Origin of the sequence: Pseudoalteromonas sp. Ld20 (assembly GCF_045064175.1) — a bacterium.
Taxonomy (GTDB): Bacteria; Pseudomonadota; Gammaproteobacteria; order Enterobacterales; family Alteromonadaceae; genus Pseudoalteromonas; species Pseudoalteromonas neustonica.
Window position 1 is genome coordinate 285,394 of sequence record NZ_JBISHB010000026.1, and the last position, 24,841, is coordinate 310,234.

Genomic DNA, 24,841 nt, shown 5'->3' on the forward strand with positions numbered 1-24,841 from the left:
CATGAAGCTTAATTGTGATTTAGGTGAAAGCTATGGAGCATGGAAGATGGGCCTCGATGAAGCTGTTATGCCGCATATAGATATGGCAAACATTGCTTGTGGCTTTCATGGCGGTGACAGCGATGTTTTGGCGTATACTTTAGCGCTTGCTAAACAGCACACTGTAACTATTGGTGCCCACCCTAGTTACCCTGATAAGCAAGGGTTTGGTCGGCGTTCAATGGCATTAACACCGCAAGAGCTGACTAATTGCCTACACTACCAAATTGCCGCAATTGAAGGTATGGCTAAAGTGCAAGGGCTAGCACTTAGCTATGTGAAGCCACATGGTGCGCTTTATAATGACATGATGACTGATGAAACAATATTAACCACCGTCATGCAAGCCATTGCCAGCTATCCAAGTCCATTAAAGCTGATGCTACTTGCCACTGCGAATGCAAAAAGCCATCAGCAACTGGCAAAAAAGTACCACTTAACATTAATTTTAGAAGCCTTTGCTGATCGCCAATACACCGACGATGGACTTCTCGTTTCACGAAAAGTTGCCGGCAGCGTGCATGATAAACCGGCATTAATTTCGCAGGTCAAACAACTGCTCGCTACAGGTTGTGTAACAACACAGTCTGGTAAAAAACTCCCTTTACATGCTGATAGTCTATGTGTGCATGGCGATAACGCAGCTGGCATAATTCTTATTCAAGAGATCAAAGCACTATGCCAAACTTAGTAAGTGATGAGCAGCTAAGTCATACCATTGAGAACATGATGATTGAACAGAATTTGCGTGGTATGCAAAGCCTATATGCGCACCAACTTACCGGCACTTATTTACGCGCTGCAAAGTCATTATTTAACGCAAAACAAACGGTGCTAATTGGCACAGGCTTTGCTGTTAAGCAAACCTTTGAAACTGATGGCCCTGTGGGGGCAATTGCTTTATATAACGCATTAATAGCACTTGGTAAACAGCCGATTCTAGTATGTGGAAACCCCCTTTACACCGCCTTAAAAAATGACTTTAATTGTTTTGAACTCCCCCTTAATAACTTTGTTGATGCTATGGCCTTTAGCAAAACGGCACTGGCTGATTTAAAACCAGATTGTGTATTGTCAATAGAGCGACCAGGGCTATGCCATGGTAATAAGTATTACAATATGCGCGGCATTGATATATCTGCAGATTGTGGTTGTTTTGATTTTTTTGTGAGCCAAGCCCCCTGCCCAACTGTAGCCATTGGCGATGGTGGCAACGAAATAGGTATGGGCAACTTATCACAATATATGTCTGAGCTAAGTATTACGCCTAGCCTTACTTGCTGCGATGAACTGCTGCTAGCCGATGTATCTAATTGGGCTGCTTATGGCCTGATCGCTTTTTTAAGTCGTTGGCACAACCAAGACTTACTCGCCAATATTAATACGCTGGGTATTTTACAGTACTTAAGTGAGCGTGGCAGTGTAGATGGTGTTACCCAGCAAAATGAATTAACCGAAGATGGCTTACATGCCACGCATGGCCAACAACTCATCGCAAGACTACGTCAGCTTAGCGGTGTTGCCAATCAGAATGAGGATTTACAATGAGTACGGTGTATTTAAACGGCGATTATATGGATGCTGAGCACGCCAAAATCTCGCCTATGGATAGAGGCTTTTTATTTGGTGATGGTATTTACGAAGTGATCCCAGCTTACAATGGTGACATGCTTGGCTTTACCGCACACATAGAGCGTATGAACAATGGTTTAAATGAACTGGAAATTGTGCTTAATTATACGCCAGATACATGGCGTATAATTTGCGATCAGCTATGTAACAAAAACCAAGGTAAAAACTTTGGTATTTACCTGCATGTTAGTCGCGGTGCTGATACAAAACGAGCTCATGCATACCCTACTGGTATTACACCCACTGTATTCGCTTATGCGTTTGAGATACCCGAACAACCTGTAAGCATTATAGAGTCAGCCACAACATACACGGTTTCACTTGAGCAAGACAAGCGATGGCAACGATGCCATATAAAATCAACCGCATTATTGGGTAACGTAATACATTACCAACATGGCGCGGCGGCCGGCAATAAAGAAACTATTTTATATAATGGTCTTGGTGAACTTACCGAAGCCAGCTCAAGTAATGTGTTTATTGTTAAAGATGGCGTAATAAGTACGCCACCGTTAGATAATCAGATTTTGCCAGGGATCACCCGCTGGTTGATTATCAATATTCTTCACTCACACAGTGAGCTTAAAGTACACGAGCGCAGGATCAGCAAAGAAGAACTTCTTGATGCTGATGAAGTATGGATCACCAGTGCAACTAAAGAGGTCGGGCCTGTAATAAAAATTAATGACACACTTATTGGCACCGGTAAACCTGGTAAAACTTGGCAACGAGTGCAAAGTCTTTTTACCTTACATAAGTTTGATTATTAACAGCGGTAAGCGGTAAGCGGTAAGCGGTAAGCGGTAAGCGGTAAGCGGTAAGCGGTAAGCGGTAAGCGGTAATTATAAAAGCCATGTTTGTTTAGTCAAACATGGCTTTTTAAGTCCTAGAATTAACCAGTTGCCTAGAGCACGTTGACCTTTGTGGATTGAAATTTGTTCAACCTAGGGGCGATTTAATCGCGGCGCGAGGTTTGTAACCTAGCGGGCTAAGTAAAAACCGAGTAACAAAGAGTCAATCGCCCCTAGGAAGAACCCTTTGGGCAGCGCATGTTTGGTATTTATACTGCGTTATCACCTATTTATGGGGAACAACCACACGACATAGGCTCTGCTTTGCCTAAATACCAAATAGACTGCTGCAAAATCAATCACGAAAGGTCAACACGCCCTAGTAGTTTTATTTTCTTGCCAGTTTTGCGGCTTGGTTTAACCACTCAACCCGCAGCTCTGGCGTTGAACTGATAATTGGACCGAAATATGCAGTTGAGATAACTTTAATGCCAGAAAAGCCTAAAATAGTGTGTTTTAGCTGCTTAGTCACTGGATCACCTTGGACGAAACGATAATACCAAGCGGGAGTGTCAAGGGTTAACACAACTTCAGCTGTGCGGCCTTTTAATAGTTTATCGGGAATGGTTTTATTAGGCTGATATTTAAATGCAAAACCAGGTAGGAAAGTACGGTCAATCAACCCTTTAAATTTTGCAGGTAAACCGCCCCACCAAACAGGGATAAACAATACAATATGCTCAGCCCATTGTAACTTTGCTTGAAATTCGACTAAATCAGGCTCTAATGGCTGTTCGCTGTCATAACCATTGCTTAAGTCAGGGTTAAATTGCATAGTACTGAGAGACAGGTATTGTACTTCACTATGACTTGCCGCTACATATGCTTTTGCCAATGCATCACAAAAACTGCTACTTTTTGGATTTGCATCAATCACTAATATATTTCTTTTCATACTAACTACTCCTTTAAAAGCAGCAGCATACACCCTCCCCTAAAGGGCAGAGTCAAGCTTATCTAAGCATATTTTTATGTCTTGATGATAATAATCTAGCAATTTTTTTTGTTGCTCAAGTGCAGCTATATCATCCAATACTTGCTGCTTTTTTGCTTCGAGTAATTCCACAACAGCTGGCCAATCTAAGTCATGACGAGTGACTTTTAAACTTTTTAGTTGCGCTAAACTTAAACCCAATAACTGCGCGCGCTTAATAAGGGTGACAAACTCGACATCAGCGTTATCATAAATACGGTAGCTGCCTTGGCGTGTTATATCTGTTAGCAGTCCAATGTTTTCATAGTGCCTAATCGCTTTGACCGAAACACCTGAGCGCTTTGCCATTTCACCTATAAACACAGCTTATTCCTTCGCCTGCTTTTGCATAATATTAATGTATGAGTCAACGTCATACTTATTTGTATTAGCTGCTAAATAATCCAGTAACTGTGCATGCGCATCAACCGATACACTTAAATGATCCCCACCAACACCATGAAAAATAATGTTTATAAGTTGCACTTGGCTTGAGACATTGCGTACATAATCAATGAGCTGTTGCCCTGTAACATTCGATGGAGCCCATAAAACTGAGCGGCCATTATCATCAACCCCTTTAATTGCGATAAAATGCGCCTTAAGCGGCCCTATAAAGTCTTCACCTGCTGCTTGTGTATCAAAGCAAGGCGGTGTGAATGTACGCTGCGTTTTACCATCTATTGCATGTAAAAATACATTCGCGCTAAGCACCTCACGTATTGCACGTGCACGGGTGTAGCGATCTAAATCATGTTCATCACTGACCCATTCACGGTAAGGTTTTGAGCCACTGCATGGATGATATAGGCTATGATTACCTAGCTCATGGCCTTGTTTGGCAACAGCTTTCCACTCATTCATGCGTAATTGCATCGTTTGCGCATCGGGCAAGATATAAAACGACGCCTTAAAACCAAGCTTATTAAGCGCAGGTATTGCGTTATCAAGTTGGCTCGCTAAGGCATCATCATACGATAAGCTCACCGCAATCTTATCATCCTTGTTAGAACCGTGTGTTTGCGCGCCAGCAGGCATAGCAAAAACTAATGCTAACCACAGCGCTGCTGATCTTCTCATCTTCAATCCTTGAGTATAAAAATTTAAGCTGTTTGAATAAAACAAAATACATTGAGTTTATTGCCGTCTAAATCACGGAAATAGCCCGCATAAAATCCAGGCATTTCACGCGGACCAGGTGCGCCTTCATCTGTTGCACCTAATGCAATTGCTTTGGCATAAAATGCGTCAACCTGATCTGGGTTCTCTACAGCTAACGCGATCATCGTACCATTGCCCACTGTTGCAGACTGTCCATCATAAGGTTTTGTTATTGAAAAACCAGCCTTATCTGCACCACTGCTCCACGCGACAAAATTATCGGTCTCTAAAAAACGTGTCGCTCCTAATAAAGCGAGTAACTCATCATAAAACACCACCGCTTTGGCAAAATTATTCGTGCCAAACATTGTATAACCAATCATATATATTCCTTTTTCTTTACGATTAAAAATGCATCTCCAAGTTAACGTTAAGAGTGATGCTCGTCTACTGCTAATATGCTAAAAGGTAACAATTAAGTCGTGGCGTTTACTGTATTTATTATATTTTTAACGTATTATCAAGGTGTTAATTTTACTCTAAGAAGAAGTGTAAATCACTCATGGAATTTTCCCTTTATACTCAGCTTCCCCCCCAACTTCCCTACAACGCTTTTTGCTATGAGTTTGATAATAATTTTCTTGTTGAAAATGACTTTTTTCGTTATCAGATTTTTTCACCGCCACAACTACAAAAAGCAGTAGCAAAACGAAAGGCTGAATATTTGGCAGGCCGTTTTTGTGCAAAACAGGTACTTAGTTCACTCAATATTCACCCTTGCGATATTCTTTCAGGTAATGATCGCGCGCCAATATGGCCAGATAATATTATTGGCAGCATTACTCACACGCAAGGAATCGCCATGGCGATGGCATGCCACCGTGCGGATATTGCTGGAATAGGCATTGATATAGAGCAATTGATGAGTGACAAACAAGAACAAGAACTACAAAAGCAAATTTTGCATCCAGAGGAATACTCACAGTTTAAGCAACTGGCTGAGCAAATATCGCACCCACTAACGATTGTTTTTTCAGCTAAAGAAAGTATTTTTAAAGCGTTATATCCAAGCGTAAAGCAGTTTTTTGGTTTTGAAGCCGCCAAGCTTATTGCTTTTAATGAGCAACAGCTACAATTTAAAATAACGAAAACACTCTCAGAGCAAGTGCCTCAAGGCACTTGCGTAACCGTATTTTATCAATGTAATAATACTGTTGTACTCACGGAGTGCGAATTTAAAACGCCCTTGTGAACTCAGCCATCCAGCACTTTTTCTACCTCAACAATTAAAGCTATATAGTGAATATAGTTACACTATTAATACGCACTTAGTGCAAATGCGTATTTAACTTGCCTTTTCAAGTTCAAGCTAGCCAATTTATCACCAACAACCAGCAGAATAAAATGTAACAGTATAGTTGTTGCACAAAACAAGTAACAAAAGTACAATTGATAATAATTACCATTACGACTACGGAGAGAAAGTGAAAATTAAGGACGTTTTAATCCCTGTTGCAGCATTAGTATCAACTACAGCATTAGCAAATACTGAAGAAACTAAGACTGCAAATCAAATGACTGTCATAGAAGTTACCGGTGAATTGTTATCAAGAAGCTTGCTACAAAGTGGCAATAGTGTTGTTGTTTTTGATGCCAAAACACTCGAAAACCGCCCTGAGCTTAGAACCGTAAGAGATGTTTTAAGTGAAATCCCTAATATTACTATGGTCACAGGCACTGGCAAAGCCCCCACAGTTCGAGGGATTGATGGTACTGGCGCCGCTGAAAATGCCAACGCATTTTTTGCTGGCAGCAGAGCACGACTAAACTGGCAAATTGACGGTAGATCAGCTACTTATAACGAAATAGTATTTGGCGATTTAGGTATTTGGGATCTCAATCAGATTGAGGTACTTAGAGGGCCACAAAGTACGCTCGCTGGACGTAATGCTATCGCAGGTACAATCCGCGTTGAAACGCAAGATCCAACGTTCGAACAACAGTTTACAATTCGCGCCGAAGGAGGAAATTTAGACCAAAGACGCCTATCAGCCACTTATAATCAGCCGCTTACAGAGCAATTTTCTTTGCGTATTGCAGCTGACCAATTTGAACGTCGCTCTTCTGTTGATTATGACCCCTATGTTGGCGTTGAAGACCCTGCAGACATGGAAGGTCGTGCTATCAGAGGCAAGTTACTCTATGAAGGCGATGACGAATATAATACACGTATTGTAATCACACTAAACGACAACAAGTACAGTGGCCCAAATGGTGAAATTATTGATTACCCGTTTGGTGAAAGACGCTCTAATTTTCCACAACAGCCTGTGCATGTTACACATACAAAAAGCTTAGGCATTGAATACAGCGCTTCAATAAATGAGCAACTAGAGCTGGAAGTAACGGCATCAGCAACAGACTTTAATTTTGAGCGTAAATCAACACCTGACGGCTCTAAAGCTAATGTTGATACTAAGGAGTTTGTGGTAGAGCCGCGCTTACGTTATCAAGGTGATAATGGCGCACAATGGGTTATTGGTAGTCGTTACTATAGCTCTAAACAAGATGATTGGATTCAGTTTATTGTAAAACAGAGTTTTACTGATGATTCCAATAATTTTGCAATCTACTCAGAGGGCGCATTTCCATTTAGTGAAAACTTTGAGCTAACCGCGGGTTTACGCTACGAAAAAGAAAACCGTAAACGTGAAGGTGGCGATCCAGATAGGGCAATAGCGAAAATTGAATCAGATAATGATTACAGCGCCCTCTTACCAAAGCTTGGCTTTAGTTATCAAGTCAACGATGGACATACAATTGGTTTGCAATTATCTCGTGGCTATAACGCAGGAGGTGGAGGTATTTCTTTTGGTGCACCTATTGTGAACTATGAATACGACGAAGAATACGTAAACTCATTGGAATTATATGGTCGTCAACAATGGGCTGACAATAGCGTTAGTACATCGCAAAATTTATTTTACTCGCAATATAAAGATATGCAATTGCCCTTTGATTTAACACCCGAAAATACGCGTGATGAAGCTTATGTGGTAAGAAACGCAGACGAAGTTACCACTGTTGGTTTTGAATTTAGCGCAGATTGGCGTATTGATGAGCAATTTAACCTCTACGGTAGCTTCGCACTATTAGACTCCGAAATCACTGATTATCCAGGCTCAGGCTTAGAAGGTAACTCATTGTTTATGGTTCCTTCTGCTTCGATGAAGTTTGGCGGTACATGGCAGTCAAATAACTGGATTGTTAATATGAGCGGTCAGTACACTGATGGTTGGTATACCAATATTTCAAACGATGAAGGCAGTAAAACAGGCGCATTTGCCACCTTCAATACCAGCTTAAGTTACTCAATATCAGAGCAAGCTAAATTGTACCTTACAGTACGTAATATTTTTGATGAAGATGCGCCTGTTGCGCTATACCCAGGTACAGCACCTGCTGACAGTAATGAGCCAGACAGCCATTTTGATAAAGCAGTTTTAACTCAACCAAGAACCATTAGCGCAGGTTTACAGTATACATTTTGATCTAGCACGGCAGGCTCGCTTGCTGTATACCCAAACCATCTCAAGATGGGTGTTTCAGTTGGAATTAAAAGCGATTTAGGCAAGGCATTGATTGCAAGTAATAGTGGTTCTATTATTAAAATCAATAACCAAATATAAATCGCTTTTAAACCAACCCTTTGGGCGTTTCACAGGCACTTACTCTCAGCGTTGTTATTTCTTAAAAGGGACTGCCATTGTTGCAAGTAACGCCTTGATATTAAGCCTCTGTGAAACGCTGAATTCTGCATCTTGAGGTGGCTTGGGTATATAAACCCTTTATAAAACAATAACGAGGATTCATACAATATGGCAATTCTAAAGCACGATAATAGCCTCTGGCCATTAGCCGTCACCGTTGCGCAAGGTGAATGCACACTCGAGATGCATTTAAACTCTTTGCAAGCATGGGATGATTGGTTTAATAAAGCTGAACCCTTCGTAGTTATTCGTGTTTACAACGATGAGGCATCTTTACAGCACCCAAAAGGAGCAGGCCCAGCTACGCAAAAATGGTTAAAAGAGGGAGCAGCAGAGCAAATGCAGCAGCATGTTCAAGCAATGCTTATTGTGGTTCCCGAGCAACAATTTGAACGAATGCAAAAAATGAGTGTACAAAAAGCCTTTGGTATACCCGGTGCAGTCGTTGCATCACTTGATGATGCCCATGCTTGGCTAATGAAAACATCAAACCACAATAAGACACTTGAGAAAACAAGGTTTATGCAAATAGAGAGGCTTGTTCACACATTGATTCTTTAACCTGATGAACTCAGGTTATTTAGCGCTATTAGCTGCTGATTTTAAAAATCTATATTGATATCCATCAGGTAATTGCGCTTGAGGATAAAAAGCATGTGCTAATTCAACGAGAGCTTGCGGCGTTCGAGGGCCCATACTTAGCAAATAAGCAACATCAAAATTATGCACGCGTTTATTTTTAACTGCATTGGAAAACTTAAACGCGTTTAAAAGCTCTGAATTTGATTGCTGATCATGCACACCAATACTCATGGTAATAATCACATCGGGGTTTAAGACTAACGCAGCTTCACTAGATATTGTCTGCCAGTTAGTTACGCTAGACGCCATCACATTCTTACCGCCAGCAATACTAACGAGCTCATTTACCGTAGTATCAGCTCCTGCGACCATTAGTTGATTACTGCGAATAACCAAGACTTTAGGTTTAGTCGTTGCTTGTTCTAAAATATGCGTTAAGGCATCACGATCTACTTTTAGCGCTTGCGCTAACTCCGCTCCTTTGCTCTGGACTTGCAACAGGCTGGCTATTTGTTCTATTTTATTTTCAATACGCCAAAAGCTATCATTTTCATGCAAAATAACCAAATTAGCAGCGGTACGTTTTAATTGCTCTACTACTTTTTTAGGGCCTATATCGGCTTCCGCAAGGATAATATCAGGGTTTAATGACAATATCCCTTCAACACTTATTTTACGCACATAGCCAATTTGAGGTTGTGTAGTGGCGACAGCAGGAAAAATACTACTGCTATCAACCCCAACAATGCGCTGTTGTTCACCAAGCGCATAAATAACCTCCGTTATTGAACCCCCTGCAACCACAATTTTTTGTGGGTTAAAAGGTTTCGGGCTTGCATGGACGTAGCTATTAGCAAGTAAAGTAACAAACAAAATAAGGAAAAACACAAAGGGTTTCATTATCATCAAATCCAATTTGAAAACAAAAATAATAACAGTTTCTATTTTCAACTTATAGTTTTTGATTATAATTTTTTAAAGCACCATCAGGTTTGATATATATTTGGAAGCACAAAGTTCATGCTAGATCATTGCTTACAAAGCAACTTTTTAAATAACGCAAAATAAATATTCGTTAAGTTGCTAAGCTCACTAAGATGAATACGTTCATTTTCTTGATGGATGGTCCCATTAGTTAAACCTAACTCAATTACTTGCGGACAAATGTCGCTGAAAAACCGGCCATCGGAAGTTCCCCCTGACGTTGAAGTTTTCGCAAATAATCCTGTGCATCGATTAATTACTGTTTGGCATTCTTTTATTAGCGAAAGTTTATTTTTACTAATCTCTGCAGAGTAATAAGGGTTGCAAGCATGCGATGTCGTTAGTAAGAAATCGTTAGTCGTTCGCGTTACAATATGAGTAACTAAATGAATTAGATCATCCTCACTGTAAGCCGTGGTATAACGAATATTTAAATTAATTATTACACTATCAGGAATGACATTATCGCTGTACAGGCCTGAATCTATATGAGTAACTTGCATTGTTGTACCTAGCTGATTACTATCTCTATTATCCCAATCAAATTTCATTAAATCTTTTACAATGCTACAGGCATGATGGATAGCATTAATACCTTGAGTCGGATAAGCAACATGCGCACTTTTACCATTAATTTGAATGGCAAAACTCAACGCCCCTCTGCGTCCAATCTTTAGCATGTCACCGCACTGCTTTATTGATGTCGGTTCTCCAACAATACAATAATCCAAGTCCTGCTTTACATCTTTAAAGTGTTTTACAATTTCACATGAGCCGAATAAGGCATCGCCCTCTTCATCGCTGGTTATTAAAAACCATAGTCGCCCAACAAAGCTCCCTTCGAGTACTAGCATCTCAGCTGCAACTAAGGCTGCGGCAATACCGCCTTTCATATCTGCGATGCCTCGACCGATCAGGTAATCATTTTTAATTTCACCTGCAAAAGGTGGTGCTTGCCATTTATTAAGATTACCTACGGGCACAACATCCGTGTGCCCACAAAAACCTAAATTGGGTCCGTCACCATTAGATATAACAGCAATTAGGTTACTCACCCCATGACTTTCAAATGTATCGATTTTTGCACCCAGCATTGATAACTTTTTTGCAATCCATGCTTGGCAACCTGCGTCATCCGGTGTTACCGATTCAAATTGCAGTAATTCACGTGCATACTCAATGACTCGACTTTGGTATTCGCTCTTTAACTCAGCCGTTAAAGTAAATTGTTCATCGATGATAAGGCTCACCTCATAATTAAATAAAGGGTATTGAGGGAGTTTGTTGCAAAAAAAAGTTAAACAACAAACTCCCAGTAATAACTAATACTTTAAACGCACTATCAATCCACTGTTAGCCAACAATCAATATCATTACCTTGCCCATATTCAGCAGCCAGACATTGCGGTGCATCCTCTGATGATAATTGCGTATTATTAGTTTGATTCATACTGTTTGTATTTCTTGGCGTTGCTTATTAAGCTCAAGGTGAATTTGTGCAGATAGTTTTTTACGCGCAATTTTACCTATAACAGTTAATGGAATATATTCAACGTACGTCACTGTATCTGGCAGCATATAGCGTGCAACCCCCTGCGCTGCTAAGTATTGCCTTATGTCTTTGAGTGTTAATTTTGGCAAGTTTTGGTCTTGTGAAACAATAACTGCGCATGTTCGCTCCCCGAGTTGTTCGCAAGGTAGTCCCACAACAGCAACATCTTTTATGCCATGATGACAGGCTAAATGAGCTTCTAATGTTTCAACCGAAATTGTCTCTCCACCACGACGAAGAACCTCTTGGATTCGACCTTCAACAATAAGATGACCACTGCTTAGCCGCCTGACCTGATCCCCAGTACGATAATAACCATCTGTAGTAAATGATTTTTGATTGGCCGACTCCTCTTTATAGTAACCACGAATTGTATATGGGCCTCTAGTCAACAGCTCGCCACACTTTCCTTGCGCAACATCCAACCCTTGCTCATCCACCACCCTAACCTCATCCAAGTCAGATAATGGCCGCCCTTGAGTCTTGAACTTTAAAACGTTGGGATCTGAATCTCGAGTAAAATTAAGAAGTCCCTCAGCCATACCAAACACCTGTTGTAAATTACAATTAAGTTCATTACCGATTCTGCGTGCTGTCGCTTCATCAAGTTTAGCACCGCCAACTTGTAATAAATTAAGGCACGCCGCTGGAGGTGTTACTAATGCTGCATAATTAAGCCAAGTTTTCACTAAAGTCGGCACTAACGCCGTCATCGTAACTCCTGCGTTTTCAATATATTCAAATGCAATTTCAGGACTCGGCACTGGACACATAACTACACCAGCTCCCACCTCAATTGCGCCTAAAATACCCGGGCAGGCTAATGGAAAATTATGCGCTGCTGGTAATGCAACAAGATAGCGGTCTTGTGAACTCAACTCACAAAGCTTAGCACTGGCTTTTATATTATAGAGGTAATCTCTATGTGTTCTTGGAATTAACTTCGGTATTCCTGTTGTACCGCCTGAGCATAACAATAAAGCCATTTCAGCAGGATCCGCTGCGAGACCAGGAAACTCAAGTGCTGTAATTTGAGCTTCAGTTGCCTTAGTAAACCCTAATAAAGATAATATCGACGGATGCGGCTTTAAGTCTAGGCCATCCACAACAACATGTTTAAGTGTTGGAACTGTATTAAGTAGCTCATTAGCAAATACATGACAATCGAAACTAGTCGATTGTGCACTAACAAACCAAGCACGTGCTTGTGTTAATTTCACAAAATGCAAAATTTCACGTTGTCCATGTCCAGGTAACGCCATGACAGGAATAACGCCTAGCTGGAGTAAAGCGAAAAAGGTTAATACGAATGCATTATTATTACCCATTTGCATCACTACTTTATCTCCTCGCCCAAGACCAATACTGTGGCAATGCTCTACTATATTATTCACGACAGCGCTTATTTCTTGGCCTGTCATCTGTTGCCATTCACCAGATTGAAGGTCGGGGCCGCTGAGCAAAATAACATCAGCATATTGCTTAAGTTTTGCAGTTAACCAATTTGCAAAGTTTTCATTTCCCCACACCCCCTGCTCTTTGTACTTTCTGCTTATTTCTTCTGGCCAAGCATATAATCCGGCTTCGGTAGGCACAAACTCAGTCATAGTGATCCCTCCATTTCCAATTCAGCACTGAGTGCGTCATCATCTAAATCTAAGATTTCACAATACACTTGAGCAATTTGTAATACTTCTTCAACATCGGTCGAGTCAGTAATTGAAGCGGCAATGCCTGCAATAGAAGGTGAACTAAATAAGCTTTTCATGTCTATCGAATTGGATCCGAAGATTTCCCTAATTTGCGCGATTAACGAACTTGCTAAAACAGAATCCCCACCCGCAGCAAATAAGTTTTGATGAATATTACTACCATCCCCTCCGATCACTTCATGCCAAATAGAAGCTACCACACGAACTACTGGCATACTTAACGAGGTTTCATCATGTTTCACATTTTTAGTAATTACTGGCTCTTGGAGCTCAGCAACTGCTCTATTTTTGGGTAACGTATCACCAATATAGGTATTCCAATAATCCGGCTCAGTGACGAGGTTTACCACGGTATTACTGAAAAAATTAAACATTGCATCGAGCACACCATCAACAAAAGCATCCTCTCGACAATCCCAGTTAATTAAAATACCACCATCAAGTTCAGTTACTTGCGCATCAAGTAATACCTGTGGCCCTTGAGAAATAATCCAAATAGGATCCCCAAATACTCGGCGCACATTTGCATCAAATAACTCACCTAAATTTAATGCGCTTGTAAATACAACAGGCGCTGTTACTTGCTGCCCACGAGCACGCCCTAAATCTCTTAAAACATGAACTCCACCGTAGTCTGCGCGCGCTGCTCCCTCGTGCATACTAGATTGAACATCACGCGCTCGTGTTACAAAAGTTGCAGTCGGGCCAGTATCAACATCGAGGAGTATTGAACTACTAAAGTCGCCTACCACCTCTTTAATATTAGGGCCTGCGAGTGGACGTTGAAATAAAGGAACATTAAGAATAAAACGTGGATCTTTGCTCCATCCAGCCAGGGTTTCTGCCAGCACGGTTGCTAACACCACTGATGGGGTTAATCCATACTGACGACATTGCGCATATAATTGTGCTTTACGCTGCGGATCAATATTAAAATGGCGTCGTGTTGTAATAGGATGCTGCGATGAAGCTGCTTTTAAAGGTAGTAATGGGCCATTGGGTAAAGAAGCTAGCTGTGTTTGCCACCACATTCCCGAGCTTTCTTTTATTGACTCCCAATTATGCTCAATGGCCATTCGGCAATCTTTATAACTTATTGCTAAATCAGCAAGTTCTACATCAGGGTCATCGTATAACAGTGCAAGATCACGCAGTAGCGTGCGATAACTAACGGCGTCTGCGGCTATCATATCAATGTCTAAATGCAGGCGACTGTTACCATTTTCTAATAAGCTTAAAGCAACCGCAAATACTTCTCCTGACTCAATATCTAACATTTGTGATGAATAGGTCGAGCGATACTGCTCCAGTAACTGCTGCGCAACATCTGTAGGTTTATCCCGCAAATCATTAAAGATGACATGCACTGTATTATTACTTGGATTATGTATTTGCTGTCCGCTGGAACACACTTGTAAACGCAACGAGCTATGACGTTGAACAAGTTTCTCTATTGCTAGCGTCAAACGGGCTAAATCTAATGGCTGTGACTTATCATTGATTGCTGACAACTCAAATTCACAATACAGATGCGCTGATACACCGCCAAGCGGTTGATTAACATCACGTCCTAACCAATAAGCGTACTGCATAGGCGCAAGTGAAAAAGGCGCATGAGGAAGTTTCCCGATTTTTATTTTTGGGATCCCAAATATAGTGTCTTGTGTATTATCAGCAAGGCTGGTAGCCGATACCCTAAGATACTCAACCCATGCCCCCACAAATGGTTTTTTAGCTAAACCTGCAAAGTTAATATCATAACCAGCCGCTCGCCAAGTTGACACTAAGTTCATTAATGTGATCGAATCAAGCCCTGCTTCAATTAGGTTACATTCTGCTGATACAGCTTCAGGCTGTAAATTTAACGTATTACTAACGACAGCAAGTACATCTTCTAATAGCGAGGCTGAATTACTATTTTTATTCATTTGGGTAGTTTCCATTCTTAATGTTTGTCTTTACCAAATCATGTCGCTGACTTGGCGAGGATGTCTTGTTGCTTCAAACGCAGCAGCTCTAGCCGCTGTTGATGCAAAGAAGAAGTGCTTTTTTGATTTGCTTGCCACTGCATAAGTAACGCTTTTTCATCCAGTTTTCCGTTTACTGTTAGCGGGAATTTTTTAACAAATAGAAAGTCTGAAGGTAAATAGTGAACAGGGAGATGCTGAGATAGATAGTTTCTCAATGTTGCTATTGGTTGTGCGGTAAATGATTCCTCTGTCGCGATTAAAATAGCAATTAAGCCATCTGATAAACCACTGTCGAGGCATGGTTTTGCTATCACGGCTGCTCTTTGTATCTTTGCATGAGATTCTAAAGCAACTTCTATTTCACTCGGCTCAATACGAAACCCCCTTACTTTCAATTGCCTGTCTGCGCGACCAAAATAAAAGAGTTGACCATCAAGTTGCTTCGCTAAGTCACCCGAACGATACATCCGCTTCCCAGTGTGAAAAGGACTGGCAACAAATCGCATTGCGGTTAGATCAGGACGATTGATGTAACCGAATGCCACTTGATCTCCTGCTACATAAATTTCACCAATTTCACCATCAGCCACTTTTTCTAGATTTTCATCAAGTAAAAGCACCTCCAAACTAGCTAGCCCTTCACCTATTGGACTATTTTCAGTGCCACAAAGTGAATCACTTAGTGTTAGCCATGTTACGTGCACCGTTGTCTCTGTGATCCCGTACATGTTTATCAATTGCAATGTTTCGCAAGGGTAAAGCTGCCACCATTTTTTTACTTTATCCAAATTAAGTGCTTCACCACCAAAGACCACTTTGCGCAAGCATAGTGGTTGCTCACTCATTTTTAGAGCCTTACTTTCTGCGTCAATTAAGGCATAAAATGCTGAAGGCGTTTGATTAAGAATAGTGACCTTTTCTGCTCTCAAATATTGCACTAAGGCGTCTGGTGACCAAATTACACTTTTTGGAATAATCGTTAGCTTGGCTCCTGTGGTCAAGGCTCCCCACACTTCCCACACTGAAAAATCAAAAGCCAGTGAATGAAACAAAGCCCAAACATCAGTATGTGTTGCATCTAATAAAGGCATTGCCGCATTAATTAAAGCCAGAACTTGCTGATGCCCTACAACAACTCCTTTAGGGTTTCCCGTCGACCCTGAAGTAAAAATAATATAAGCGAAAGCACCTGCGGCTCTGTAAATAGGTTTCTCGTGCTCATCTGGAACAAAGTTAAATTGGTCCTCGACAAACAACAAATGACTCATAGCTTTAGTAAGTGAATCGTTCCCCCAAAGCGTCATGCTCAACTCTCGCTGAGTAACAATTACACTAGGCTGACTACAAGCAATTATCCAATCGATCCTTTCTTTGGGGTAGTCGGGATCAATCGGCACATAGCACGCTCCAAGTTGCAATATTGCTAACACGTGAATGATTTGCTCACAGTTTCTAGGCAATATTAAAGCCACGCAGTTTCCTGTACGAACACCACTTGCATAAAGTCGATGTGATGCCAAGTCAGCTTTTTGTTTAAGCACTTTATATGTCAAGGAGCTATGTTCATCACTAACTGCGATGCGATTAGGGTGCATAACGGCTTGTTCAGCAAAGGATTGATACAGGCATGCTGTCCCTGCTGGCATCCCCTTATTAATCTGCTCCATATTAATTCCCATCCATCTCTATGAGTGATTTAGGACGTAAATCTGTCCAATTAGCATTTAGCCAACTCAAACAAGTATCACGTGTTTGAGGGCCAAAAACCTGATCCCAACCAGAGGGAATAGTTAATACTTCAGGCCATAACGAATACTGTTTTTCATGATTGATAAGGACTACAAATGCCATTGATTCATCATCGAAAATATTTTCACTCATGATTTAACTCCAAAGAGACTGTTGATGGGGGGTTTAATTCGCTGTTATTAAGTTGCGCAGAATTTTCGGCTTCATGACTTAATTTGTCACAACTATCGACAAGTGCTTGCAAATAGAACTCAAAATCAGTTAATAGCTGAGCGCTACGTTTTTTGCCCACTGCATGCGGGTCAAAGCTCAAACGGATCTTGGTTGTTGCACCAGGGTAGATAAATAAAGCAGCGGTTTGGCCAACCGAATCTTGCCACTTAACATCCTTCAACCCTGCCAATGCAACTGGTAATGTAAGTCCTTGAGATGAATTAACTTGTTTAATTGGCTCTGCGGTTTGTGTATCCGCATCAAGGGCATTTTCAATAACTAATAAAGTATCAAAAAATTCACCAAAACGATGAGTCGCCTCCAAATTATCCAACCTAACCGGAGCTAACGCTTGCCATTCAAATTGTTCAGTTTGCAACTGCTGCAACAAGTTAATTGGACTACTCAAAGGATCAGTCTTAATCCGTATTGGTACTAACTGAGTAACCAATCCAACAAGTGTTTCAATACCTGCTAACGACGCTGCACGACCAGAATCAAATAAACCAAATACAACATCGTCCTGATTAAGTGCATTACCCACTGTTTTAGCCCATGCCAATTGAAATAGCATGGCCGTAGATACATTAATCTTTGCAGCTAATGCTTTAACGTCTGCATTTACAGCAGCACAAAGCACACTAGATAATTCTTGTGAAGGAAATCGTTGTTGTCTTGTCGGGCATAATAATGAAGGGGCTTTTAAGCCATTTAGCGCTTTATTCCAATATTGACAAGCTATTGTAGGATCTTGTTTTTGTAACCAATCAAGATATTGACCCCAATGTAAATTTGGATAAGCTAAAGTGGCTTCAGCACTCATTCCTCCAAGCCACTCTTGCAAAATTCGAGGGGCTGACCAACCATCTAGCAGTAAGTGATGACAATGAATCAAAATTAGCCATTGAGTATCACTTATACGTATAGATAAAAATCGCATGAGTGGCGGAGCATCAAATTCAAAGCGATATTGGTACCATGCTGTGCGATGCTGCGCTAACAATGCTTCATATTGATCACTTGGTTCACCACGTAAATCTAAAGTTTCCCATACAGGATCGAGTATATCGGCAGTGAAAGTAGAAAATGTTTTCACAAAAAAGCCTGATCTTAGCGCGTCATGACGACGCAGGAGATCCGCGGCCCCAGCTTTTAAAGCACTTTCAGATATGCCTGGGGTGTGTTGATTAGAAAGAGTTATTTCCATTTGTGTTGTCCATGGATCTTCTAGTCCATGACAGTGGCGAAGCATTTCAACTTGTAGTGGCGTAGCTGGTTTAATTGTCAAATTATTACTATCAATAAGACCTTGCGCTTGTAGCCGTTGTTGTTCTTCAATAAAACAGTCGTGTAGTTGATGAAAAAGCTTATTTAACTCAGCTTTAAATCGTAGTAGATCACTATGGTGCAATTCGCTACTAGGTGCTATCGCATTAAAGTGAAGAGTTTTTATCCCTTTTTGTTGACAGTAGTAGGCTGTTAAATCTAAAGAATTTAGTAACGGCCAGTGATCGGAGCAAGCTTCAGTGAGCTGCTCAAGAAGCGGAGTTACTGACCATAAATCTGAATTGGAGGATAAATTTAAATCACCAAGAAAATTAAAACCGACTAACCATCCATTTACACCTTGTTGAGCAGGCGCGACACCTCTTGATGATACAAAAGGAGAGTCTTGCTGAATAATTTGACCACACCATTTGCGCAACACTGTTTCTATCAACTGGCTCGACATTTCATCCGATTTAGTCTTTAAAACATCACTATTGAGAGCCACATAAACTTCACGGGCAAACCAGCCAATAGTCCTGCTTAAATCTTGTGTTGGTTCCTGTACTTCTCGACCATGCCGCTCTAGTACCAAGGTAGGACAGCGATTATCTAGCGCTGGTTTTAATTTTGATGTAATAGCAGCTAAGCAACTTATAGCAGGTAATAGACTAGCCAGTGGAAGCGCTAACCTACGAGCGACAGTTAATGCAGGACATGTTTTATTATACGGTTCCAAGCTCCAAGTTAATGTGTGAGCGCTTGCTAACGTTCCAAAATTAGTTAAATTTGGCGCAGGTATATACTGCTGGCTTAATTTATTTATGTGATTGGACCAACTACGCCATGATGTTGGTACGGGAGGTAATTCAAGTTTTTCATTACTCACTTGCTGATTTCGGACAATCGCAAGGTCTTCAGCCAAAATATGCCATGATGAGGCATCTATGACTAAATGGTTTATGGCAAACCAAGCCCTTTGGTTATTATTTTCATTTTCTTTAACTAACAATACGGCAACCATAACACCGTTTTTAGGACTTAAATTACTACATAGTTGTTTTGCCAACTCTGCTGCTGATAATGCACCTGATTTTTCTAAAGTGGGTAAATCAGCATTTTCAGAATACACTCTATACTTATCATCACACTGTTGATAAGTTTGCTCACAATAAATAGTTTGGGTATTTTCAATCGGAACATTTAGGGATAACCCCCCCGTATCCGATTGCACCAATTGAGCTCGCAACAACCCATGGCGATTAAGTAAAGCATACACAAGCTCTTTTAGTTCACCAGCCGTCATACTTTCAGGCACTACTACACTTGCTAGTTGTGCAAATCGATCAAGCGGCGTCGCTGCATTAAGGTAGCGCTGCATTAATAAAGTTGAAGTAAGCTGGCCTTTATCATTACTATCGTGGCTAACCGCTTTACTATTTTGACTGTCTCCTAGGGGATCAACTTCGTGTAATTCTTTAACCAAATTCGCAATGCATTTTGCATTAAATACTTGACGAGGAGTTAGGTGGATCCCTTCTCGACGAGCGCGGCTGACTAATTTTACAACTGAAATACTATCGCCACCCACTGCAAAAAATCCATCGTCAATGCCTATTGTCTCAATCCCTAAAACGTCACACACTAAACTACATAGCTTTTTTTCCAGTTCATTGCGAGGGGCTCTTTTGGCAATAACACCTAAATCATCAGGTATCGACAGCGCTTTACGATTAATTTTTCCATTAGGTAATTTAGGTAGTTTTTTATTAATTACAAAATACTTGGGGACTAAGTGAGGAGGTAGAGCTTGCTCACATATATAGCGAAAGCGAGCTATTAAGTTTAAATTAGCCTCTTGATTGTCGCTGAGTTGCTCCATTTCATTTTCAATATAACAAATTAACTCCATCGCACTTTGAGTAACCGCTCTGGCAATTACAGCGCAAGGACATTTAATTAACAGCTCAATGGTTGACTCAACTTCGAGCGGCTCAACACGAAAACCTCTAATTTTTACTTGCTCGTCTATACGGCCAATGTATTCAATATTTCCTTGAGTTGTCCATTTTACTCTATCACCACTTAGATAAAGCCTTTCACCTTGTGCAGCAAAAGGATTAGCAATAAACTTGCTTGCTGTTAAATCACTACGATCAAGGTATCCTCTTGCTAATCCAGCACCAGCAATTGCAAGCTCACCAGGCACCCCTAAAGGCGCTAATTGCAAGCAACTATCTAAAACATATACTTGCCCTCCTGCAACCGGCCCACCTATTACCGGCTTTTCAGCTGCATTGGTTTTAGCAATCATTGCATCCACTGTTGCCTCTGTCGGGCCATATAAATTAAAGCCCAACGTACTAGGAAGGCTCTTTATACGTTGCCAAAGCTCTTGTTTTACCGATTCACCACCAAAACCCAATATTGCAGGTATGTGAGGTTCAATAAATTGCCCATTTGTATCTGTAAGTCCTGACTGTAACCACGGTAATACTTCATCTAGCATACTGGGCGTTAACTCGATAAAATCCATTTTTTTAAGCATTATCTCTTTGGCAAGAGTGACCGCGTCTTGCATCGTATTTGCATCAAATAAATAGACTTTATGGCCTTCAAACATCCACAGTGTAGGTTGCCATGAGGCATCAAAAGCCAAAGACCAAGCATGGCCAACTTTTAGCTGATTATGTTCTACAAGCGCAGAAGCTTCGCTATAGAGATCGTGTTTATGACTAGCAATAAGGTTAACCAGAGATGCATGTTTTACAACAACACCTTTTGGCTGCCCTGTTGAGCCTGATGTAAACGTAATACAGGCTGGATGAGATGGGCGCAATGGCCTGCATCTCTCTTCATTTGTAAGATTAAGATCACTATTTTTTAAACTTAATGCCTTATTCTCAATAACTAACAGACTGATTGTTTTAGTTTGTAATTCAGTCGCTTTAGCTGATTCAAATAAATGTGTATCACCGTTATTAATTACTATATTTGGCGCAGCCAATGTAAGTACTCGGTTAATGTAATCCTCTGGATAATTTGGAGCTATAGGTACAATAGCGGCACCCGCCTTGAGTGTACCAAGCATCACAACGAACCATTCCAACTGGCGAGGCATTATTATGGCAACCCGATCTTCTGGCCCAATCCCTTGCGATACTAGCCACCTTGCGACTCTATTTGCTCTTGCATTGAGCGTTAAAAAACTGAGGTCATGCAGCACGTTTTGTTTTTGCAAAACACTTTTTATCGTTTCACTGCCAACTAACTCAACGGCAGTTCGATTTGGATATTTACTCACGGTACTCTCAAACCAAGCAACGAGCGTTGTTACTGGGCTTACAAAAGCATCGCGTTGACCCCATTTTATTAATTGATTTTCATCGGGTAATACAGTGGTAATGTTAGCTAGTGCAACATCTGGTTCTTGAACACAATGTTTAAGTAACTGTAGCAGCCGTTTTAAATGATTTGGTATGGTTTTTGGTCGATATAATGAAGCACGCCAAGTGGCTTGAAACTGAAGGCAGTTATCTTTTAATAATGCGTCAAAAGAGAGATCTGTTTGCGTTGTACCATTAAAATACTTTTCCCAATGTACATCTAAGTCATCGATTACGGGTGGAGCCATCCCATGGCTTAAGAAAGTCACCATAGTGTCTAATAATGGGTTTTGCGATTCCCCTCGTTTTATTTGTAATTTTTCAAGTAATAATTCAAAGGGTAAATCTGCATGTGAAAAAGCAGCACGACATTGTGTCGCACAATCACGGATCAGTTCACGAAAACAAAGTTTATTATCAACCTTAATCCGTAGTGGAATAACATTACCAAAATTACCTATCAGGTCACTCAGCTCAGGTAAATTACGATGCGAGGCCACTGTCCCTATCGTCACTTCTGATGCCCTAGAAAGCCGAGTCATTAATAAAGCAACCACCGCAATAATAGCTTCAAAAGTTGTAACTCGCTCTTCTCGTGCTAACGTAAGTAGCGTTTGTGTTGTTGCTTGATCAAGATTATCACTGTGCCAGCCACCATTTTCATTTTGCCTCACTCCCCGAGGGAAATCAGTTGGAAAATCAATAGGCTCAGGTAGCGGTGTAAGCTGTTTTTGCCAGAACGTAACCTGCTCTTTGCTTTGTTCGGAATCTTGTTGCCATTTTTCACGATGCCATTGAGCAAAATCTAAATACTGGATGGGTAACGGAGCGCGTTGTTTAGGTTGGCCGCTCTTAATTAGCGTATAGTATGTTGATAATTCGTTAGAAAAAATACCAAATGACGCCCCGTCCCAGACAATATGTTGCCCTACCATAACTAAAGTGTGATGACTGTCGGTCATTTTTACGAGAGCAAGTCGAAGTGTACTCTTAGTTGCAAGATCGAAAGGTTCTGTACTTGCATGTTGTGCTATTTCTTTAAGACGTACTTCTCGCGTCTGCTGATCTAAATCTTGTAAATCATATTCACACCACTGCAAAGGAAACTCATCAAGCACTTTTTGTCGAGCACCAACAATAGGGTCTGCATAATAGGAAGTTCGAAAAATACTGTGCCTCTTCACTAATTCAAAACAACTTTGCTGTAAAACACGCGCATCTAAACAACCCTTAAATTGCCACAAGACACAAACATTGTAAGCAGACGAAAGTGGGTCTAGTTGATTAAGTAACCACATCCTTTCTTGCGCATTAGAAAGCACATAACTGGTCTCATTTTTTGCTTTTGAAACTGTAAGACTTTGATTCAATGTCGATAAAGAGCCCGCATTATTATTCGGCATGATTATTTTTCGAGTTGCCGCCAATTTTCTCGCAAGCTTTAGCCTAAGTGCATTATCCATAAAACAGACCCTAAAATATAAACAATAATAATTTGCATTATTATTTACTGTAGTTATTATTGCAACACATTGATTGAAAATTAATCCCGTGTGTATGCAAAATGTATTTTGAAAAGGAGCATAAGATATTATGAAAACTAATTTTTCCAATGAAGGCACAACCCAAAGCGATGAGCAAAATTTAATCTTCGCACGAGCAGCCGCTCTAGCCGACAGTGGTATATTTAAAGAGTATTTAATTTACGAAGATAACGGTGAATGTTGGTTTGCAGGGGGTATTGTTCGTTCTATAACAGTATTTGCAACTCACATTGAATCTAATACCTCTGCAGGAAAGACTCAGCGCCAAGTTAACAGTGAAAACCTCTGCCAAGTCCTACAGCAAGAATTAAATACTTGGGATGGTGAATGGCAAGCATGCGGATGGTCTAGTTTTGAATTCGCATATGCCCTCAAATCACCAGAGCTATTAACCGAAGAAGAAAAAGCAGGCCAAGAAGCGTTATTATTTATTTGTGAGCCAAAAATAACGGTATCCCTAGGGAAAAAACCAACACTCATTAAATCTAAATCCAGTGAACTTGAGCAGCAAGTACGCTTAATACTAGAAAATGCAGTTGTACGAGCACACGTTCCTTACAAAAATGTCGAAATACCAGACAATATTAATTATAAAAATGCAGTTAAAAAGTCTGTCTCCAATATCCAAAATGGTTTACTAGAAAAAGTCATACTCTCGCGTAAGGTTCCCCTACATTTTTCGCCCGACTACACTGCTACATGGCTTCAGGGGCGTTCTATGAATACACCTGCTCGTTCATTTACAATGAATTTAGCTGGTTGGAAAATCACCGGGTTTAGTCCTGAAATTGTACTTTCAGTTAATGAAAACCGTAAAGTTACAACAGAGCCGTTAGCGGGCACTCGACGATTAGAAGGTAATCCAGACACAGATCAAAAAATATTTGATGAGTTACTAAGAGATCCAAAAGAAACCCACGAACACGCAATATCTGTGAGACTTTCAGTTGACGAAATGACTGAAGTTTGTGAACCAGAATCTGTACATGTACCACAGTTCATGGTTCAAAAAAAGCGAGGTTCTGTACAACATTTAGCTTCGAGAGTCTGTGGCACTCTAAAAACAGAATATAACGCTTGGCATGCATTCGAAAGCCTATTCCCTGCTGTTACAGCGTCTGGTATTCAAAAGCTGGCTGCTTTTTCAGAAATACGACGACACGAAGGCAGTAGCAGAGGGCTTTATGCAGGCGCAATTTTAAAACTAGATCACACAGGCGTTATTGACGCAGCATTAGTTTTACGCAGTGTGATGAGTAAAGGCGATCAGCACTGGTTACAGGCTGGAGCCGGAATTGTACTTGATTCAACACCAGAAAGAGAACTCACCGAAACCAGTGAAAAACTAGCAAGCATTTCACCTTGGGTTGTTGAAAAAACAAGCTAAATTAACGTAATTCATTAAATAAGGATACTTAATGAATCCTTATTCAGCTAATACCCACTGCTACACATTTTTATAAACAAAAGTAAATTTATGTAGCTGCTAAAAGTTGTTTTAAACGAGGAGTTCAAGC

The 24,841-nt window shown here is 40.7% G+C and carries 18 protein-coding genes; 7 read left to right on the forward strand and 11 right to left on the reverse strand.

Translation table 11 applies throughout. The features are described 5' to 3' along the window. Position 1: 1 nt before the first annotated feature. The 3 genes from ACJJVX_RS03415 to ACJJVX_RS03425 are packed head-to-tail and all read left to right on the forward strand — an operon-like array spanning position 2 to position 2,441. Positions 2 to 730: a 5-oxoprolinase subunit PxpA gene (locus tag ACJJVX_RS03415; RefSeq protein WP_054203979.1), complete on the forward strand. Its 729-nt coding sequence runs from the start codon at positions 2 to 4 to the stop codon at positions 728 to 730. Further along, on the forward strand, positions 718 to 1,587 hold the full coding sequence (locus ACJJVX_RS03420; protein ID WP_054452498.1) for a glutamate cyclase domain-containing protein: 870 nt from the start codon (positions 718 to 720) through the stop codon (positions 1,585 to 1,587). The genes ACJJVX_RS03415 and ACJJVX_RS03420 overlap by 13 nt, the downstream gene beginning before the upstream one ends. Further along, positions 1,584 to 2,441 (forward strand): aminotransferase class IV, encoded by an 858-nt coding sequence (locus ACJJVX_RS03425; protein WP_054203977.1) that lies wholly within the window; start codon positions 1,584 to 1,586, stop codon positions 2,439 to 2,441. The genes ACJJVX_RS03420 and ACJJVX_RS03425 overlap by 4 nt, the downstream gene beginning before the upstream one ends. Positions 2,442 to 2,850: 409 nt before the next feature. Here ACJJVX_RS03425 and ACJJVX_RS03430 read toward each other — a convergent pair whose 3' ends face one another. From ACJJVX_RS03430 to ACJJVX_RS03445, 4 genes are read right to left on the reverse strand one after another with little or no spacing between them, the layout of a single operon-like run. Next, positions 2,851 to 3,417, reverse strand: a complete 567-nt coding sequence (locus ACJJVX_RS03430; protein ID WP_405630145.1) for an NAD(P)H-dependent oxidoreductase — start codon at positions 3,415 to 3,417, stop codon at positions 2,851 to 2,853. A gap of 39 nt (positions 3,418 to 3,456) precedes the next feature. Then, the gene (locus ACJJVX_RS03435) at positions 3,457 to 3,819 is read right to left on the reverse strand and encodes a MerR family DNA-binding transcriptional regulator (RefSeq protein WP_054452502.1); all 363 of its coding nucleotides are present in this window, start codon (positions 3,817 to 3,819) and stop codon (positions 3,457 to 3,459) included. A gap of 3 nt (positions 3,820 to 3,822) precedes the next feature. Then, the gene (locus ACJJVX_RS03440) at positions 3,823 to 4,575 is read right to left on the reverse strand and encodes a polysaccharide deacetylase family protein (protein ID WP_405630147.1); all 753 of its coding nucleotides are present in this window, start codon (positions 4,573 to 4,575) and stop codon (positions 3,823 to 3,825) included. 23 nt (positions 4,576 to 4,598) lie between these two features. Beyond that, a complete protein-coding gene (locus ACJJVX_RS03445; protein ID WP_054203974.1) occupies positions 4,599 to 4,979 on the reverse strand; it encodes a VOC family protein in 381 nt (126 codons plus the stop codon). Positions 4,980 to 5,158: 179 nt separating this feature from the next. On the opposite strand from ACJJVX_RS03445, the gene ACJJVX_RS03450 reads away from it, so the two are divergent. The 3 genes from ACJJVX_RS03450 to ACJJVX_RS03460 all read left to right on the forward strand — a co-directional run bounded on the left by ACJJVX_RS03450 (position 5,159) and on the right by ACJJVX_RS03460 (position 8,927). Beyond that, positions 5,159 to 5,848 (forward strand): 4'-phosphopantetheinyl transferase, encoded by a 690-nt coding sequence (locus ACJJVX_RS03450; protein WP_054203973.1) that lies wholly within the window; start codon positions 5,159 to 5,161, stop codon positions 5,846 to 5,848. 232 nt (positions 5,849 to 6,080) lie between these two features. Continuing rightward, positions 6,081 to 8,147, forward strand: a complete 2,067-nt coding sequence (locus ACJJVX_RS03455) for a TonB-dependent receptor (protein WP_405630150.1) — start codon at positions 6,081 to 6,083, stop codon at positions 8,145 to 8,147. A 327-nt stretch (positions 8,148 to 8,474) separates the two neighbouring features. Then, on the forward strand, positions 8,475 to 8,927 hold the full coding sequence (locus ACJJVX_RS03460; protein ID WP_054203971.1) for a hypothetical protein: 453 nt from the start codon (positions 8,475 to 8,477) through the stop codon (positions 8,925 to 8,927). 15 nt (positions 8,928 to 8,942) lie between these two features. On the opposite strand, the gene ACJJVX_RS03465 is transcribed toward ACJJVX_RS03460, so the two are convergent. The 7 genes from ACJJVX_RS03465 to ACJJVX_RS03495 all read right to left on the reverse strand — a co-directional run bounded on the left by ACJJVX_RS03465 (position 8,943) and on the right by ACJJVX_RS03495 (position 23,243). After that, on the reverse strand, positions 8,943 to 9,848 hold the full coding sequence (locus ACJJVX_RS03465) for a hemin ABC transporter substrate-binding protein (protein WP_405630152.1): 906 nt from the start codon (positions 9,846 to 9,848) through the stop codon (positions 8,943 to 8,945). A 128-nt stretch (positions 9,849 to 9,976) separates the two neighbouring features. Beyond that, entirely contained in the window at positions 9,977 to 11,182 is a 1,206-nt protein-coding gene (gene dapE / locus ACJJVX_RS03470) for a succinyl-diaminopimelate desuccinylase (RefSeq protein WP_054203969.1), read from the reverse strand. Between the two features lie 196 nt (positions 11,183 to 11,378). Then, on the reverse strand, positions 11,379 to 13,091 hold the full coding sequence (locus ACJJVX_RS03475) for a (2,3-dihydroxybenzoyl)adenylate synthase (RefSeq protein WP_054203968.1): 1,713 nt from the start codon (positions 13,089 to 13,091) through the stop codon (positions 11,379 to 11,381). After that, positions 13,088 to 15,124, reverse strand: a complete 2,037-nt coding sequence (locus tag ACJJVX_RS03480) for a condensation domain-containing protein (protein WP_405630155.1) — start codon at positions 15,122 to 15,124, stop codon at positions 13,088 to 13,090. The genes ACJJVX_RS03475 and ACJJVX_RS03480 overlap by 4 nt, the downstream gene beginning before the upstream one ends. 38 nt (positions 15,125 to 15,162) lie before the next feature. Continuing rightward, positions 15,163 to 16,833, reverse strand: coding sequence for an amino acid adenylation domain-containing protein (locus tag ACJJVX_RS03485; protein ID WP_405630156.1), 1,671 nt, complete (start codon positions 16,831 to 16,833; stop codon positions 15,163 to 15,165). Position 16,834: 1 nt separating this feature from the next. After that, positions 16,835 to 17,047 carry an MbtH family NRPS accessory protein gene (locus ACJJVX_RS03490; RefSeq protein WP_054203965.1) on the reverse strand — a complete coding sequence of 71 codons (213 nt, stop codon included), beginning with the start codon at positions 17,045 to 17,047 and terminating at the stop codon, positions 16,835 to 16,837. Then, entirely contained in the window at positions 17,040 to 23,243 is a 6,204-nt protein-coding gene (locus tag ACJJVX_RS03495) for an amino acid adenylation domain-containing protein (protein ID WP_405630159.1), read from the reverse strand. The genes ACJJVX_RS03490 and ACJJVX_RS03495 overlap by 8 nt, the downstream gene beginning before the upstream one ends. Before the next feature lie 130 nt (positions 23,244 to 23,373). Here ACJJVX_RS03495 and ACJJVX_RS03500 point away from each other — a divergent pair, with 130 nt between their 5' ends. Then, entirely contained in the window at positions 23,374 to 24,711 is a 1,338-nt protein-coding gene (locus ACJJVX_RS03500; protein WP_405630162.1) for a salicylate synthase, read from the forward strand. The last annotated feature ends 130 nt before the right edge of the window (positions 24,712 to 24,841 follow it).

Coding starts and splice junctions, on each gene's coding strand:
- ACJJVX_RS03445 (WP_054203974.1), bottom strand. CDS start 4,979: ATGATTGGTTATACAATGTTTGGCACGAATAATTTTGCCAAAGCGGTG.
- ACJJVX_RS03485 (WP_405630156.1), bottom strand. CDS start 16,833: ATGGAGCAGATTAATAAGGGGATGCCAGCAGGGACAGCATGCCTGTAT.
- ACJJVX_RS03440 (WP_405630147.1), bottom strand. CDS start 4,575: ATGAGAAGATCAGCAGCGCTGTGGTTAGCATTAGTTTTTGCTATGCCT.
- ACJJVX_RS03495 (WP_405630159.1), bottom strand. CDS start 23,243: ATGGATAATGCACTTAGGCTAAAGCTTGCGAGAAAATTGGCGGCAACT.
- ACJJVX_RS03415 (WP_054203979.1), top strand. CDS start 2: ATGAAGCTTAATTGTGATTTAGGTGAAAGCTATGGAGCATGGAAGATG.
- ACJJVX_RS03425 (WP_054203977.1), top strand. CDS start 1,584: ATGAGTACGGTGTATTTAAACGGCGATTATATGGATGCTGAGCACGCC.
- ACJJVX_RS03475 (WP_054203968.1), bottom strand. CDS start 13,091: ATGACTGAGTTTGTGCCTACCGAAGCCGGATTATATGCTTGGCCAGAA.
- ACJJVX_RS03460 (WP_054203971.1), top strand. CDS start 8,475: ATGGCAATTCTAAAGCACGATAATAGCCTCTGGCCATTAGCCGTCACC.
- ACJJVX_RS03480 (WP_405630155.1), bottom strand. CDS start 15,124: ATGAATAAAAATAGTAATTCAGCCTCGCTATTAGAAGATGTACTTGCT.
- ACJJVX_RS03430 (WP_405630145.1), bottom strand. CDS start 3,417: ATGAAAAGAAATATATTAGTGATTGATGCAAATCCAAAAAGTAGCAGT.
- ACJJVX_RS03490 (WP_054203965.1), bottom strand. CDS start 17,047: ATGAGTGAAAATATTTTCGATGATGAATCAATGGCATTTGTAGTCCTT.
- ACJJVX_RS03465 (WP_405630152.1), bottom strand. CDS start 9,848: ATGAAACCCTTTGTGTTTTTCCTTATTTTGTTTGTTACTTTACTTGCT.
- ACJJVX_RS03450 (WP_054203973.1), top strand. CDS start 5,159: ATGGAATTTTCCCTTTATACTCAGCTTCCCCCCCAACTTCCCTACAAC.
- ACJJVX_RS03420 (WP_054452498.1), top strand. CDS start 718: ATGCCAAACTTAGTAAGTGATGAGCAGCTAAGTCATACCATTGAGAAC.
- ACJJVX_RS03500 (WP_405630162.1), top strand. CDS start 23,374: ATGAAAACTAATTTTTCCAATGAAGGCACAACCCAAAGCGATGAGCAA.